Annotated in this window: 16 protein-coding genes; 6 read left to right on the top strand and 10 right to left on the bottom strand. The window is 60.0% G+C overall.

All coding sequences use genetic code 11. From position 1 onward, the window contains the following. Positions 1-53: 53 nt before the first annotated feature. From BLO97_RS09490 to BLO97_RS09500, 3 genes are all read right to left on the bottom strand, one after another. A complete protein-coding gene (locus tag BLO97_RS09490; RefSeq protein WP_003178589.1) occupies positions 54-275 on the bottom strand; it encodes an FmdB family zinc ribbon protein in 222 nt (73 codons plus the stop codon). Positions 276-423: 148 nt separating this feature from the next. Then, positions 424-768 carry a ribbon-helix-helix domain-containing protein gene (locus BLO97_RS09495; RefSeq protein WP_063324611.1) on the bottom strand — a complete coding sequence of 115 codons (345 nt, stop codon included), beginning with the start codon at positions 766-768 and terminating at the stop codon, positions 424-426. A gap of 302 nt (positions 769-1,070) precedes the next feature. Then, on the bottom strand, positions 1,071-1,541 hold the full coding sequence (locus tag BLO97_RS09500) for a Dps family protein (protein WP_072348928.1): 471 nt from the start codon (positions 1,539-1,541) through the stop codon (positions 1,071-1,073). Here BLO97_RS09500 and BLO97_RS09505 point away from each other — a divergent pair. Further along, entirely contained in the window at positions 1,540-1,758 is a 219-nt protein-coding gene (locus BLO97_RS09505; RefSeq protein WP_092223473.1) for a hypothetical protein, read from the top strand. The genes BLO97_RS09500 and BLO97_RS09505 overlap by 2 nt on opposite strands. A 177-nt stretch (positions 1,759-1,935) precedes the next feature. Further along, a complete protein-coding gene (locus BLO97_RS32085) occupies positions 1,936-2,541 on the top strand; it encodes a cold-shock protein (protein ID WP_003205048.1) in 606 nt (201 codons plus the stop codon). A 79-nt stretch (positions 2,542-2,620) separates the two neighbouring features. Here the strand turns inward: BLO97_RS32085 and BLO97_RS09515 are convergent, their stop codons facing one another. Both BLO97_RS09515 and BLO97_RS09520 read right to left on the bottom strand, forming a co-directional pair. Continuing rightward, positions 2,621-2,827: a SlyX family protein gene (locus BLO97_RS09515; protein WP_003205050.1), complete on the bottom strand. Its 207-nt coding sequence runs from the start codon at positions 2,825-2,827 to the stop codon at positions 2,621-2,623. 3 nt (positions 2,828-2,830) lie between these two features. After that, positions 2,831-3,256: an HIT family protein gene (locus BLO97_RS09520; RefSeq protein ID WP_092145111.1), complete on the bottom strand. Its 426-nt coding sequence runs from the start codon at positions 3,254-3,256 to the stop codon at positions 2,831-2,833. An 888-nt stretch (positions 3,257-4,144) separates the two neighbouring features. On the opposite strand from BLO97_RS09520, the gene BLO97_RS09525 reads away from it, so the two are divergent. After that, positions 4,145-5,398: an OprD family porin gene (locus BLO97_RS09525; protein ID WP_092345661.1), complete on the top strand. Its 1,254-nt coding sequence runs from the start codon at positions 4,145-4,147 to the stop codon at positions 5,396-5,398. Positions 5,399-5,568: 170 nt separating this feature from the next. Here BLO97_RS09525 and BLO97_RS09530 read toward each other — a convergent pair whose 3' ends face one another. Both BLO97_RS09530 and BLO97_RS09535 read right to left on the bottom strand, forming a co-directional pair. Continuing rightward, positions 5,569-6,411 carry a mechanosensitive ion channel family protein gene (locus tag BLO97_RS09530; protein ID WP_092345663.1) on the bottom strand — a complete coding sequence of 281 codons (843 nt, stop codon included), beginning with the start codon at positions 6,409-6,411 and terminating at the stop codon, positions 5,569-5,571. 153 nt (positions 6,412-6,564) lie between these two features. After that, positions 6,565-7,050: a YajQ family cyclic di-GMP-binding protein gene (locus BLO97_RS09535; protein WP_060740892.1), complete on the bottom strand. Its 486-nt coding sequence runs from the start codon at positions 7,048-7,050 to the stop codon at positions 6,565-6,567. Positions 7,051-7,192: 142 nt separating this feature from the next. On the opposite strand from BLO97_RS09535, the gene BLO97_RS09540 reads away from it, so the two are divergent. The 3 genes from BLO97_RS09540 to BLO97_RS09550 are packed head-to-tail and all read left to right on the top strand — an operon-like array spanning position 7,193 to position 10,777. Next, entirely contained in the window at positions 7,193-8,110 is a 918-nt protein-coding gene (locus BLO97_RS09540; RefSeq protein ID WP_092345665.1) for a putative 2-dehydropantoate 2-reductase, read from the top strand. A 46-nt stretch (positions 8,111-8,156) separates the two neighbouring features. Beyond that, positions 8,157-10,193 (top strand): sensor histidine kinase, encoded by a 2,037-nt coding sequence (locus BLO97_RS09545; RefSeq protein ID WP_063324604.1) that lies wholly within the window; start codon positions 8,157-8,159, stop codon positions 10,191-10,193. Between the two features lie 2 nt (positions 10,194-10,195). Continuing rightward, a complete protein-coding gene (locus tag BLO97_RS09550) occupies positions 10,196-10,777 on the top strand; it encodes a cob(I)yrinic acid a,c-diamide adenosyltransferase (RefSeq protein WP_092145103.1) in 582 nt (193 codons plus the stop codon). Positions 10,778-10,914: 137 nt separating this feature from the next. Here the strand turns inward: BLO97_RS09550 and BLO97_RS09555 are convergent, their stop codons facing one another. From BLO97_RS09555 to argJ, 3 genes are all read right to left on the bottom strand, one after another. Next, positions 10,915-11,859, bottom strand: a complete 945-nt coding sequence (locus BLO97_RS09555; protein WP_092145101.1) for a Nudix family hydrolase — start codon at positions 11,857-11,859, stop codon at positions 10,915-10,917. Beyond that, a complete protein-coding gene (locus BLO97_RS09560) occupies positions 11,856-12,488 on the bottom strand; it encodes a glutathione S-transferase family protein (RefSeq protein ID WP_092345667.1) in 633 nt (210 codons plus the stop codon). The genes BLO97_RS09555 and BLO97_RS09560 overlap by 4 nt, the downstream gene beginning before the upstream one ends. Positions 12,489-12,577: 89 nt before the next feature. Then, positions 12,578-13,795, bottom strand: coding sequence for a bifunctional glutamate N-acetyltransferase/amino-acid acetyltransferase ArgJ (argJ, locus tag BLO97_RS09565; RefSeq protein WP_092345669.1), 1,218 nt, complete (start codon positions 13,793-13,795; stop codon positions 12,578-12,580). Between the last annotated feature and the right edge of the window lie 19 nt (positions 13,796-13,814).

Here is a 13,814-nt window from a genome sequence, read left to right on the forward strand (position 1 = left end):
ATTCGAAATTCGGTTGGAGGACCTGCCCGTGCAAGCACTCGCGCGTGTTCAACTCAATCTGCTTTGTCGCCACCGGCCAAATTCTTCTTGGCGCCGGTCTTGAAGTCGGTTTCATACCAGCCTGTGCCGCCGAGGCGGAAACCAGGCATGGACAGCATCTTTTTCAGTTCTGGCGCCTGGCAGGCAGGGCAGTCGACCAGCGGTGCCGCGCTGATCTTTTGAATGGCTTCCATCTGATGACCACAGGAAGCACATTGATAGTCGTACATCGGCATGGGGTTGTCTCGGCGATCAGGTTACTCGCGCAAAGGCTGGGCTTTGCGGCAAAGAGCGGGATTATATCCATTAAATGCGGCCTGTGCAGCCGTAAGACCGCACAGGCCGTTTGCAGTCCGACTCAGTCATCGACAGGGCAGCTACCCGTCAATGACAGTCCGCCACCTGCGACACGGTTTCCTTCAAACCATGCACCACGCATACAACACGCACCAGCGCGCTGAAATTGCGTACCCCGCCATGGCGCAGGTGCACCTCTCTGTCGACATGGGACAGCAACGTACTGATGGAACAGCTGTTGAGCTGGGCCATGTCGCCGAGGATATCCCAATAGACCTGCTCCAGCCGCAGACAGGTGGCGAACCCGTTCAGACGAATGGATCGGGCCAGGGGACGCACCAGTTGCATGTCGAAACCCCTGACGAACGGATCGACGCTGATGGACTGAAAGCGCCCACGCACACCCTCCTCCGGTTCCTTTCCTTGAATCATACCGTTGACACTCCTTTGCCATACGAGCCTCTCAGTTGGAACAATCCACCTGTGGCTCTATGGAAGCTCAACGGCATCGCCAGTTCCAGACGACTTTATGACCATGGGCGTAGGACAAGCCAACAGCAGGCAGGCGACGAATTACGTCGTCCTACACCTGTGGCGAGGGAGCTTGCTCCCGTTCGGCTGCGCAGCAGGCGCAAAATCTTCCAGCCTCCAAAGAATCAGCGTCTGGTATGGGGGTCGCTTCGCAACCCAGCGGGAGCAAGCTCCCTCGCCACGACATTACAACGCGCTCCCTATTAGTTTTCCAACAGCGCGCGCAGCATCCACGCGGTCTTTTCGTGAACTTGCATGCGCTGGGTCAGCAGGTCGGCGGTGGGCTCATCACTGACCTTGTCCAACAAGGGAAAGATGCCACGGGCTGTACGCGTCACCGCTTCCTGACCCTCGACCAGTTGCCGGATCATGTCATCGGCGCCAGGCACGCCTTCCTCTTCCTTGATAGAAGACAGGCGCGCGTACACCGAGTAGGCCCCCGGAGCAGGAAAGCCCAGGGCGCGGATGCGCTCGGCAATCAGGTCCACCGCCAGGGCCAGCTCGTTGTATTGCTCCTCGAACATCAGGTGCAGGGTGCGAAACATCGGCCCCGTGACGTTCCAGTGGAAATTGTGGGTCTTGAGATACAGCACATAAGTGTCCGACAGCAGGCGCGAAAGCCCGTCGACGATGGATTTGCGGTCTTCTTCACTGATACCGATATCAATTGCCATGCTGGTTGATCTCCTGACGGTGATGAATTCGACAACGCCCCAAACTCTAGTGGTTTTGGCCGCCGATGGCCTGCGACAGATCGCCAGCCCTCCTGAACCGACAAGCCGGGGCAGCGGGCGGTTCCGACACCTCGAGGAATTCAACGCCGTTTGCCTGGCACCTTCAAGCATCGGCGAGTCTTTCCTGGCCGACGAACAGCGCGGTGCGCGCCCGTAACGGGTTTGAGAAGGCCCGAGCTTTACTGTTAAATAGGCAGTGTGTCGCTACGCTTATTTTCCCGGGCGTGGCGCATAGGCTGGTTCGGGTACGTGTCCAACGCCTCTCATTGTTTCGAAGCGAACCGTCCCCGACCCGCTCTTCCTTGTGATCTGTCTTAACCGTGAGCCAATCAAAATGTTGAAAATCGTCCACTTGCTAATGGGCGCAGCTGCCCTGCTGCTGTCCTTCATCCCTAGCCTGGGTTCCGAAGCCACACCTTACCTGCAACACCCCGATGCACTGTACCTGGCCTTTTTCGGCCTGCTCAATCTGACCCTTGCACCCGTCATCCCTTACTGGAACAAAGGTCCACGTCACCAACTGCAAAACCTGGTCAGCGCCCTGCTGGTACTGGCCGTTGCCCTGCAAACCCTGGCCCTGCTGGCGCCCATGCCGGAAATCGGCGGTCAACCGGCCATTCTGTTCAGCCTGGGCGCGGCACTGCTCGCCGTGGCACTGCACCTGGCCGTCAGCTTCTACAAGAAGTCGTCGCCGGCCGCCGCTGCGCAGAACTACGACATGTCCAACCGCGATACCGGCACGGTGAAGTGGTTCAATACGTCCAAAGGGTTCGGCTTCATCTCCCGCGACTCCGGCGATGACATTTTCGTGCATTTCCGGGCCATTCGTGGCGAAGGCCATCGCGTCCTGGTGGAAGGCCAGCGCGTGGAGTTCTCCGTGATGAACCGCGACAAGGGCCTGCAGGCCGAAGATGTGATCGCCGCGCTGCCGCGCCGCTGATCCCTGCCCCTAAAAAAACCGCGATGCAGCCTGGCTGCTCGCGGTTTTTTATTGCCCGTCAAACGAGAGTCGGGCCCAGTCAGTAGTGAGGAGGCGGCGCCTCTTCTTCGAACGACTCGAACTGCCCGGCCATTTCTTCCTGGCGCTTGAGCAACGCCGCCATCTGCAGTTGCAGACGCTCGACGATCCGCTGCTGCTCCACAAGCACATCGTTCAATGCCTGGATGGTGTCATCCTGAAACGCCAGGCGGCTTTCCAGATCGGTTACGCGGTCTTCAAGGTTCATGGTTCAGCCCTCCAGAAACTTGAAATCATCGGTCAAGGCCATTCGCAACCGTTCACGAATGGCCGCGACCTGCCCTGCATTATAAGGCTGGGCCGGGTGCTTGCCCCAGACCGGCGCGGGCCAGGCGGCGTCATCCCGTTTGCGCACGATGACGTGCATGTGCAGTTGACTGACAACGTTACCCAAGGTTGCAACGTTCATCTTGTCGGCATCGAACGAATCCTTGAGGGTTTCGGCCAACGCCGTGGTTTCTTTCCACAGCTGTTGTTGATCAACGTCATCCAATTGAAATAATTCGCTGATATCTTCCCGCCGCGGTACGAGGATGAACCACGGGTAGTTCGAATCGTTGGACAAGAGCAGTCGGCACAATGGGAAATCACCGATTGGCAATGTGTCTTGTTGCAGTCGTGGATCTAAAGCGAACACCGCGTGTACTCCTCGCTCGTTATCGGTTCTGCCCGGTTTGGCGGCCTACGGGCCTGCATCGGACTCAGATGCGCAGCATACCCGCGAACGCCGGATCGATCACGGTGTACCGTCCTGATGCTCGTCCTGCGAAGTTTTTTTCAACACACAGCATCAACCTGTGCAAGCTGACGCACCAACACAGCGCAAGCGGCACCACACAGTCCTGACAGGACCGTGCCAGGGGCCCAGGCAAGGCCTCGGCGTTGTAAGATTTTCGTACAGCCGGAAAATTTTTTGCACCAAAACAGCACAGTGCGTCTACGCTCAGTGCACAAAGTATCCGTGATCTACTCACTGGGTAGGGTGAACCGGTAACGTTTTTGATTGTCTCGCCGCGTTTGTCGGCGTCAATCACGAGAGCCGCACACGAGTCAACCCTATTTAAAACAAGGCCTTTGGAGCCCGGTTTCATGAGGTTTCACCGCGTCAACCGGTGAAATGTGAAAAAAATGTAAACGAAATTCGGGTTTGAGCATGCTTGTTGCATTCATCCCCGCACTGTCCAAAGGCCTCGCCGGAAGCGAGAACCTGCCGACATACAAATTAAAGTGGCAAGGCTGCCCACAGGAGCTTCAAGCGCGGTAATGACGGACTCTTTACACCGATGCCGGAAAAGAAAAAACAACATTAAGTTGTGGATACGGTTGCGTCGGACCAGCTGAAATGCGACATGGATCGAGCCATTGGCGACATGGTCGTAAAGAAGCTGAAAGGTTGAATGGGCAAGTATCGCCAAAGAATGTCGACGTGATATAAGTTTGCGCCGACACAAAAAGAAAGAGCCGCCCAGATAAAAAAACAGGTGGGACGGCAGTACTCTTCTAAAAACCAAAGGAGCAAATCACGATGCGCGTGATGAAGTGGAGCATGATCGCACTGGCTGTATCGGCCAGTACCTCGCAGTTCGCAATGGCGTCCTCCCAAGAGGAATCCAAGGGCTTTTTTGAAGATCAGAGCTTGAATGTTCTGACCCGTGCGCTGTACATGAACCGTGATTTCAAAAACAACCCAAGCTCTACACAAAGTTATCGTGAAGAGTCTGGTATTGCCGCACGCGCCATTTACGAGTCGGGCTTTACCCAAGGTACCGTTGGCGTAGGCGCTGATGCCTTTGCACTTGGCACCGTTCGCATTGACGGCGGCAGCGGTCGTGCCGGCAACGGTCTGTTCGCTCGGGACAGCGACGGCAACCTGGAAGAAACTCAATCGCGAGCTGGTGGCGCGGTTAAATTCCGTCTGTCCGACACCGTCCTGAAATACGGTAATCAGTTCGTTGCCAGCCCGGTTTTCTCGACTGACGACAGCCGCTTGCTGCCGGAAGTTGCCACCGGCACCTTGATCACCAGCAAGGAAATCAAGGGCCTGGAACTGAGCGCAGGTCGTTTCACCTCGCTGAGCTCGCAGACTGGCATGGGGCGTGACAGCCTCGGCCTGACATCTGCTGACATTGTTGGCGCAACCTACCAGTTCACCGACAATTTCGTAGCTGGCGTAGCGGCTTCCGACGTTGAAGATCACTACAAAAAGAAATACATCAACCTGAACTACACCCTGCCGATCAACGAAGATCAGTCCCTGAACTTCGACTTCAACGGCTATGACAGCCAGGATCAGGGCCAGAAGCTCAGCGGCGACGTTGACAACCGCATCTGGTCCCTCGCAGCGGCCTATGCCATCGGTGCCCACAAGTTCACCCTGGCTCACCAGCGCTCCACCGGTGACACCGGCTATGTGTATGGCGCTGACGGCAACGGCACTATCTTCCTTGCCAACTCCATCCAGTACTCCGACTTCAACGGTCAGGACGAGCGCTCCTGGCAGGCTCGCTACGACCTGAACATGAAGACCTACGGCGTTCCTGGCCTGAGCTTCATGACTCGTTACGTTACCGGTGACAACATCGAGACTGGCGGCGCAGAAGGCAAAGAGCACGAGTGGGACTTCGAAACCAAGTACGTTATGCAAAGCGGTCCAGCCAAGGACCTGTCTTTCCGCGTACGTGCTGCGTTCTATCGTGCTAACTCTGACTACAACGCCATCAACGGCAACGACAACAATGACACCCGTCTGATCATCGAATACCCACTGAGCATCTTGTAATTCAGTGCTAGTTCGATAGCGACACCCGCAACAAGCAAAAAACCGCTCATCTGGATCAGGTGAGCGGTTTTTTTATGTCCATTGCAATGTAAGCTTTAGCACAACTTTTTAAATAGCAAGCTAACTAAACATAACCTGACCTGACCCCAGGCCAAGTTATAGTCGAATCATTATTGCGCCGCCCCTTCCTGAACCACCCGAATCACTCGCTGTGGAAACGGAATATCAATACCGGCATCCTTCAAACGATCCCGCGCCTGCTCATTAAGCATGAACATCACGCTCCAGTAGTCCGCGGTCTTGACCCAGATACGCAGCGACACCGTGATGGAACTGTCGCCCAAGGTGGAAATCACCGCTTCAGGTGCCGGATCCGCCAGCACACGCTCATCCTTGGCCAGCTCCAGCAACACTTCCCGGGCCTTTTGCAGGTCAGCCTGGTAATCCACGCCGACATCGAACACCACCTTGCGGGTCGGCTGGCGGTTGGTGTTGGTAATGATGCCGTTCGAGAGATTGCCGTTGGGTAAAATGACGGTCTTGTTGTCACCGGTGCGCAACACGGTGTGGAAGATCTGGATGCTGTCGACCGTACCGGCCACACCTTGGGCTTCGATCCAGTCACCGATGCGGAACGGACGGAACAGCAGGATCAGCACGCCACCCGCGAAGTTCGCCAGGCTGCCTTGCAGGGCCAGGCCAATCGCCAGGCCGGCGGCACCAATGGCGGCAACGAACGAAGTGGTTTCCACACCGATCATCGAAGCGACGCTGACGATCAACAATATCTTCAGAATGATGTTGGCCAGGGTACTGATGAACCCTTGCAGCGCCAGGTCAGCGTTACGCAGGGCCAGCAGCGCACCCAGTTTCTGCGTGACTTTGTTGATCAACCACCAGCCGATGGCCAGGGTGATGACCGCCAGCAGCACGCGGCTGCCGTATTCCATGATCATGGGGATCCAGGTCTGGGAAGCCTTGACCAGGTTGTCCACTTCAGCATTCAAGTCCATCTCTCTCTCCTATTCCTGTTGCCACTAATAAGACCTGCAGAGACACATTGTGGCGAGGGAGCTTGCTCCCGCTGGCTGCGTAGCAGCCCCTTATAGGTGGGCGCTTCGCACCCAAGCGGGAGCAAGCTCCCTCGCCACAGGGTCACTGAAGTATCAGTCGCGGAAATTATTGAATTGCAATGGCATGCCGAATTCCTTGCCGCGCAGTGCCGCAATGGCTTCCTGCAAGTCGTCACGCTTTTTGCCGGTGACTCGCACCTGCTCGCCCTGGATGGCGGCTTGCACCTTGAGCTTGGCGTCCTTGATATGAGCGACGATCTTCTTTGCCAATTCCTTGTCGATGCCTTCCTTGAGCACGGCTTCCTGCTTCATCAGCTTGCCCGAGGCATAGGCGTCCTTGACCTCGAGGCACTGCACGTCGATCTTGCGCTTGACCAGCGCCAGCTTGAGGATCTCGATCATCGCCTCGAGCTGGAACTCGGCCTCGGCGGTCAGGTTCACGGTCAGGTCTTTTTCCTTGAACTCGAAACTGCCTTTGCCCTTGAGGTCATAACGACGGTCGAGTTCCTTGACGGCGTTTTCAACCGCGTTGGTGACTTCGTGCTTGTCCAGTTCGGATACCACGTCGAATGACGGCATGTAGTGTTCTCCAAATAAAAAGGCGCGCCAGTATCAACGGCGCGCGCTTGGCTTGTGGTTAAAATCGGGCTCATTATAACGGCTCTTTTCCTGCCGACACTGCGAGCCCTCAGATGCCTGCGCCAATCCGAGTAAAAAACTGATGTCGACCACCTGGCATGTCCTGGGGGCCGGCAGTCTCGGCACGTTGTGGGCCACGCGCCTGGCCCGGGCCGGGTTGCCGGTTCGGCTGGTGCTGCGCAACGAAGCCCGCCTGCAAGCCTACCGAAGCGCCGGCGGCCTGACGCTGGTGGAACAGGGCCAGGCGCAAAGCTACCCGATACCTGGCGAAACGGCGGACAACCCAGAACCGATCAGGCGCCTGCTGTTGGCCTGCAAAGCCTACGACGCGGAAGCGGCCGTGGCCTCGGTGGCCCATCGCCTGGACGCCGAATCGGAACTTGTCCTGTTGCAGAACGGCCTCGGCAGCCAGGACGCGGTGGCCAATTGTGTGCCCCAAGCCCGTTGCATCAGCGCCTCCAGCACCGAAGGCGCGTTCCGCGACGGTGACTGGCGCGTGGTATTCGCCGGCCACGGCTACACCTGGCTGGGCGATCCTGCTCACCCAGTGGCGCCGTTCTGGCTCGACGACCTGGCCGCCGCTGGCATTCCCCACGAATGGAGCGCCGACATCCTCACCCGGCTCTGGCGCAAGCTGGCGCTCAATTGTGCGATCAACCCGCTGACCGTGCTGCATCACTGCAAGAACGGCGGCTTGCAGGAACACCGCTGCGAAGTGGCGACCTTGTGCGCAGAGCTCACCGACCTGCTCGAACGCTGCGGCCAGCCCGCGGCGGCCGAAGATTTACAGCCGGAAGTCGAACGGGTGATCCAGGCCACGGCCGCCAATTATTCCTCGATGTACCAGGATGTCGCCAATCGGCGCCGCACCGAAATCAGCTACTTGCTCGGTTATGCCTGCAAGGTCGCCCAACGCCATGAACTGAGCGTGCCGCACCTGGAACAACTGCGACAGCGACTGATTGTCCACTTGCACAACCTCGGATTGCCCAGCGACTGAGCAGCGGCTACGCTGGCCCTCGTATTCCTTTTTAGCGACGAGTCTGATGCCATTGCGCCAGCGCCTTGAAAACCTCCCGGTCGGCCAGAAACTGCTGGCCGCCCTGTTGGTGTTGTTGACCACTGTCCTGCTGGTGGCCAACCTGACCTTTATCAGCGCCGCCTACTACATCTCCCAGGAAAGCATGGCACCCCAGGCCCTGCAGACCATTGGCCGGCTGGTGGCCAATCCAAGCCTGATCTCCGACGCCCTGCAATCGCCACAAAGCGCCCAACGCTTGCTCGACGAGCTCAACAGCTACGCACCGCTGCGGGCGGCGGCGCTGTACGACGGCCAGGGCGAACGCCTGGCACAACTGCAACAGGGCGAAAAGCTCAAGCTGCCGGACCATTACCGCAACATACAAGCCTGGCAGGCGGGCGAATTTCGCAGCAACCAGGTCATCACCCTGCCCCGCCCCGGCACGGTGCCCGGCCATCTGTTACTGGTGGCCAGCAGCGAATTGCCGACCGCGTTCTACACCGGCACCCTGACTGCCAGCCTCGGCATCCTGATTTTCAGCGTGTTGCTGTGGCTGATCATTGCCCAGCAGATCAAGCGCCTGATCACCCAGCCAATCCATCAACTCGAAGAACTGTCACGCCAGGTCACCCGCGAAGAGAACTATGCCCTGCGTGCCGCACGCGGCAACCACGATGAGATCGGCAGCCTGGCCGAGGCGTTCAACACCATGCTCTCGCGCATCGAAGCCCGGGAGCAGCAACTCAAGCGCGCGCGGGACGACTCCCAGGCCGCCTACGACCAGGCCCAGGGCCTGGCGGAAGAAACCCGCCACACCAATCGCAAGCTGGAACTGGAAGTCCAGGTGCGCAGCAAGATCGAGAAAAAGCTCACCGGTTTCCAGAATTACCTCAACAGCATTATCGACTCCATGCCGTCGGCGCTGATCGCCCTCGACGAGCAGCTCTACGTCACCCAATGGAACCAGGAAGCCAGCGCCCTCTCCGGCACACGGCTGGACGAGGCGCTGAACCAGCCGATCTTCCTCGCCTTCGAACCGCTCAAACCCTACCTGCCCCAGCTCAAGCAAACCGTCGAGCAGCACACGGTGGCCAAGATCGAACGCGTCACTTGGACCAAGGACGACGAAGCCCGGCATTACGCCCTCACCTTCTACCCGCTGATGGGCGGCGCCGGGCGTGGCGTGGTCATCCGGATCGATGACATCACCCAGCGCCTGTCGCTGGAAGAAATGATGGTGCAATCGGAGAAAATGCTCTCGGTCGGCGGCCTCGCAGCGGGCATGGCCCATGAAATCAACAACCCGTTGGGCGCGATCCTGCACAACGTGCAGAACATCCGTCGTCGCCTGTCGCCGGAACTGCCCAAGAACCTCGAACAGGCCGAGCTGCTGGGTATCCAGTTAGAGGAGGTCAATCGTTACCTCCAGGGTCGGGAGATCCCGCAGTTGCTCGACGGTATCCAGCAAGCCGGCGCCCGGGCAGCAAAAATCGTCACCCACATGCTCAGTTTCAGTCGTCGCAGTACCCGGCAAATGGCGCCTTGCGACCTGCCCGCGCTGATCGACCAGGCAGTGGAAATCGCTGGCAACGACTTCGACCTGGCCATCGGTTTCGACTTCAAGGGCCAGGCGATCACCCGTCAGTTCGACCCGAACCTGGGCCCGGTGCCCGGCACGGCCAACGAGCTGGAACAGGTGCTGCTCAACCTGCTGAAAAACGCCGCCCAGGCGATCCATCAGCGCCAGGACGACAGCGAACCGGGGCGTATCATCCTGCGCACGCGGTTGAATCCGCCGTGGGCGGAAATCCAGGTCGAGGACAATGGCATCGGCATGAGCGAGAACGTGCGCAAACGTACCTTCGAACCTTTCTTCACCACCAAGGAGATCGGCCAGGGCACGGGCCTCGGGCTGTCGGTCTCGTATTTCATCATCACCAACAACCACAAGGGCCAGATGGAAGTGCAGTCGGCGCCGGGCCAAGGCACCTGCTTCACCTTGCGCCTGCCCCTGGCCGGCACTTCAATGGTGCCGCAGGAAAACAGACAACTGGAGCGCTGAGCATGGGTTTTCGCCTGTCGAAGATTTACACCCGCACCGGCGACACAGGTGAAACCGGGTTGGGCGATGGTCGCCGCGTGGCAAAGGACCACCCACGGGTCGAGGCCATCGGCGAAGTGGATACACTGAATAGCCAGCTGGGTTTATTGCTGGCCGGGCTCGCCACTGAAACGACCCGGCATCCGGGGCTGAAGGAGGTCAGTGACGTGCTGGCGCCTTGTCAGCACCGTCTGTTCGACCTCGGCGGGGAACTGGCGATGCCGGCTTATCAGGCCTTGAACGTCGCGGAAATCGAGCGGCTGGAAGCGGCGATCGATGGGTGGAACGAGGAATTGGGCCCCCTGGAAAACTTCATCCTGCCAGGTGGCTCGACGTTGGTAGCCCAGGCCCACGTCTGCCGCAGCCTGGCCCGCAGCGCCGAGCGGCGTTGCCAGCAGTTGAACGCCATGGAGCCGCTGGCCGGGCCGGGGCTGGCCTATATCAATCGGTTGTCGGATCTGCTGTTCGTGGCCGCGCGGGTCATTGCCCGGCGGCAGGGGGTGGCGGAAGTGCTTTGGGTGGCGGCGGCCAAGCCTGAGGGCTGATCACCTGCATGATCGTTCCCCACGCTCTGCGTGGGAATGCAGCCCGGGACGCTCCGCGTCCCCCTCCAGAGCCGAACGCGGAGCGTCCGTTGAGGCATTCCCACGCGGAGCGCGGGAACGATCAGTTCACTGCAGCTTCAAGCCTCTGGCCAAAACGCCCGAATCCCCGCCACACCCTGCGCCCCGGCCTCCCAGGCTTTTTGCCGCTCGCCAGGCCCGACCCCGCCCAACAGATAAACCGGCCTGTTGAAGTCCTCGATCAACCGCGCCGCCTCTGCCCACCCCAACGGCTGTGCATCGGGATGGGTCTGGGTCGGTTGCACCGGCGAGAGTGTCACGAAGTCCACGTCCATCTGCTGCGCCAGGGACAGTTCCTCAGCGTTATGGCAGGAGGCCGCCAGCCAGCGGTCCTTGCCAAACGGTCGACCGGCCGCTGCATGCTTGCGCAGTTGCGCGGCGGTAATGTGCCAGCCAGCGGAAGGAAAATCCCCCAGCCATTCGAACGGGCCCTTGAGCATCAGCTGGGCCTTGCCGGCACACAGCCCCGCCGCGTCCACCGCCAGATCGCGGTATTGCGGGTCGTAACCGTTGGGGGCGCGTAGCTGGACCAACTTGATCCCACCGGCAATCGCCTTCTGCATGCCGCGCAGCAAGGCCGGTGTCTCAAGGCCGTCAGGCGTGATCAGGTACTCACCCGGCAAACGGGCCGCCGCGACAATCGGCTGATTGGCCGCCGGAAACTCATAGTTCGTCAGATCGCGGGCCGTCACCCAGGCCAACGGCTGCCCTTCGGCGCCGTGGGGCTGGCCGGTGAACGCCGAGACTTCCCAGACATCCAGCAACACCTGTTTGTCCGGGTAATCGTGGCGCACCTTGATCAACGGTCGGGCGGCATCGACGACAATGCACAACTCTTCATGAAGTTCGCGGGCCAGGGCGGTTTCGACGGACTCATCGGCCTCGACCTTGCCACCGGGGAACTCCCACAGGCCACCCTGGTGCTGGGTGTCGGCCCTTCGGGCGATCAGGATTTTACCGGCGGCGTCGCGAATGACCGCCGCCGCCACATGGACTCGTTTCACCGCGCAGTGTCCTCCAGGCCAGCGTGTTGCCACGCCTTGAACGCCGGCCATTGATAAAGGGTTTCGACGTAGGCCTCATCGACCTGCGACAGTTTCACCTGATAAGTGCGCAAGCGCACGGCAACAGGGGCAAAAAACGCATCGACCAGGCTCACGCGGCCAAACAGGTAAGGACCGGTTTCGGTCGCCGCGGCACGGCATTCGGCCCACAGCGCCAGCATCCGCTCGATTTCCACCTGGACGTCAGCCGGCATGGGTGACAGCGGTGCATCGTGCAGCAGGTCCATGGGCATGTGGTTGCGAATGGCGAAGAAGCCGCTGTGCATTTGTGCACAAGCCGACCGCGCCTGGGCCCGGGCGGCAACGTCCTTGGGCCAGAGGCCGGCATCCGGGAACTGCTCGGCCAGGTATTCGGCAATCGCCAGGGAGTCGGCGATCACGCCGAACTCGGTCTTGAGCAGCGGGACCTTGGCCGTGGCCGAATACTTGAGCAGCTTCTCGCGGGTGTCGGGTTGGCCGAGCCTGACCAGCTCTTCGGTGTACTTCGCGCCGGTCAGCGCCAGGGCCAACGCGCCACGCAGGGACCAGGAAGATAGATCTTTGTCGCCGATGATCAGGTGCAGGGTCATGCCTGGATTCCTTTCTTATGGTTCTGGGGTGTCTGTTCTGGCGCCATCGCGAGCAAGCTCGCGATGGCAGCAACTCGGTCCCGAGCCTGTTAAGTCCGGTACTCAGCGTTGATCTTGACGTACTCGTGGGACAGATCGGTGGTCCAGATGGTTTCGCTGCAATCACCCCGTCCCAGCTCGATACGGATGGTGATTTCTTCCTGTTGCATGACCGCCGCGCCCTGGGCTTCGGTGTAGGTCGTAGCGCGAGCGCCTTGGCTGGCGATGCAGACTTCGCCGAGGAACACATCGATCTTGCTCACGTCCAACTCAGGCACGCCGGCCCGGCCAACGGCGGCGAGAATGCGGCCCCAGTTCGGGTCGGAGGCGAACAATGCGGTCTTGATCAGCGGCGAGTGCGCCACGGTGTAGCCGACATCCAGGCATTCCTGGTGATTGCCACCGCCGTTAACCTGCACGGTCACGAACTTGGTCGCGCCTTCGCCGTCACGCACGATGGCCTGGGCCACTTCCATGCACACTTCAAACACCGCCTGCTTCAGCGCCGCGAACAGCGGGCCGCTGGCTTCGGTGATTTCCGGCAGGCTGGCCTTGCCGGTGGCGATCAGCATGCAGCAGTCGTTGGTGGAGGTGTCGCCGTCGATGGTGATGCGGTTGAACGACTTGTTGGCGCCGTCAAGCATCAGGTCTTGCAACACTTGGCGTGAGACCTTGGCGTCGGTGGCGATGTAGCCAAGCATGGTCGCCATGTTCGGGCGGATCATGCCTGCGCCTTTGCTGATACCGGTGACAGTGATGGTCACGCCATCGTGCTCGAACTGGCGGCTCGCGCCCTTGGGCAAGGTGTCGGTGGTCATGATGCCGGTGGCGGCGGCGGCCCAGTTGTTTTCCGACAGATCATCGAGAGCGGCTTGCAACGCACCTTCGATCTTCTCGACCGGCAGCGGCTCGCCGATCACGCCGGTGGAATACGGCAGCACCTGGCTGGCGTCGACACCGGTCAGTTCCGCCAGCTTGGCGCAGGTGCGCTCGGCAGCGGCCAGGCCTGGCGCGCCGGTACCGGCGTTGGCGTTACCGGTGTTGGTCAGCAAGTAACGCACCGGTCCCTGCACGCGTTGCTTGGCCAGGATGACCGGCGCGGCGCAAAAGGCGTTGAGGGTGAACACGCCAGAGACCGTCGAACCTTCGGCGCAACGCATGACCACGACGTCCTTGCGCCCGGGGCGCTTGATGCCCGCCGAAGCGATACCGAGTTCAAAACCGGCAACCGGGTGCAACGTGGGCAACGGACCAAGACCAACAGCCATGAATGCGCTCCTAAATGAG

Origin of the sequence: Pseudomonas sp. NFACC05-1, from assembly GCF_900100135.1 — a bacterium.
GTDB classification, from domain to species: domain Bacteria; phylum Pseudomonadota; class Gammaproteobacteria; order Pseudomonadales; family Pseudomonadaceae; genus Aquipseudomonas; species Aquipseudomonas fluorescens_Q.

Coding starts and splice junctions, on each gene's coding strand:
- BLO97_RS09525 (WP_092345661.1), top strand. CDS start 4,145: ATGCGCGTGATGAAGTGGAGCATGATCGCACTGGCTGTATCGGCCAGT.
- BLO97_RS09505 (WP_092223473.1), top strand. CDS start 1,540: ATGCTGGTTGATCTCCTGACGGTGATGAATTCGACAACGCCCCAAACT.
- BLO97_RS09545 (WP_063324604.1), top strand. CDS start 8,157: ATGCCATTGCGCCAGCGCCTTGAAAACCTCCCGGTCGGCCAGAAACTG.
- BLO97_RS09530 (WP_092345663.1), bottom strand. CDS start 6,411: ATGGACTTGAATGCTGAAGTGGACAACCTGGTCAAGGCTTCCCAGACC.
- BLO97_RS09560 (WP_092345667.1), bottom strand. CDS start 12,488: ATGACCCTGCACCTGATCATCGGCGACAAAGATCTATCTTCCTGGTCC.
- BLO97_RS09500 (WP_072348928.1), bottom strand. CDS start 1,541: ATGGCAATTGATATCGGTATCAGTGAAGAAGACCGCAAATCCATCGTC.
- BLO97_RS32085 (WP_003205048.1), top strand. CDS start 1,936: ATGTTGAAAATCGTCCACTTGCTAATGGGCGCAGCTGCCCTGCTGCTG.
- BLO97_RS09495 (WP_063324611.1), bottom strand. CDS start 768: ATGATTCAAGGAAAGGAACCGGAGGAGGGTGTGCGTGGGCGCTTTCAG.
- BLO97_RS09540 (WP_092345665.1), top strand. CDS start 7,193: ATGTCGACCACCTGGCATGTCCTGGGGGCCGGCAGTCTCGGCACGTTG.
- argJ (WP_092345669.1), bottom strand. CDS start 13,795: ATGGCTGTTGGTCTTGGTCCGTTGCCCACGTTGCACCCGGTTGCCGGT.
- BLO97_RS09515 (WP_003205050.1), bottom strand. CDS start 2,827: ATGAACCTTGAAGACCGCGTAACCGATCTGGAAAGCCGCCTGGCGTTT.
- BLO97_RS09535 (WP_060740892.1), bottom strand. CDS start 7,050: ATGCCGTCATTCGACGTGGTATCCGAACTGGACAAGCACGAAGTCACC.
- BLO97_RS09550 (WP_092145103.1), top strand. CDS start 10,196: ATGGGTTTTCGCCTGTCGAAGATTTACACCCGCACCGGCGACACAGGT.
- BLO97_RS09490 (WP_003178589.1), bottom strand. CDS start 275: ATGCCGATGTACGACTATCAATGTGCTTCCTGTGGTCATCAGATGGAA.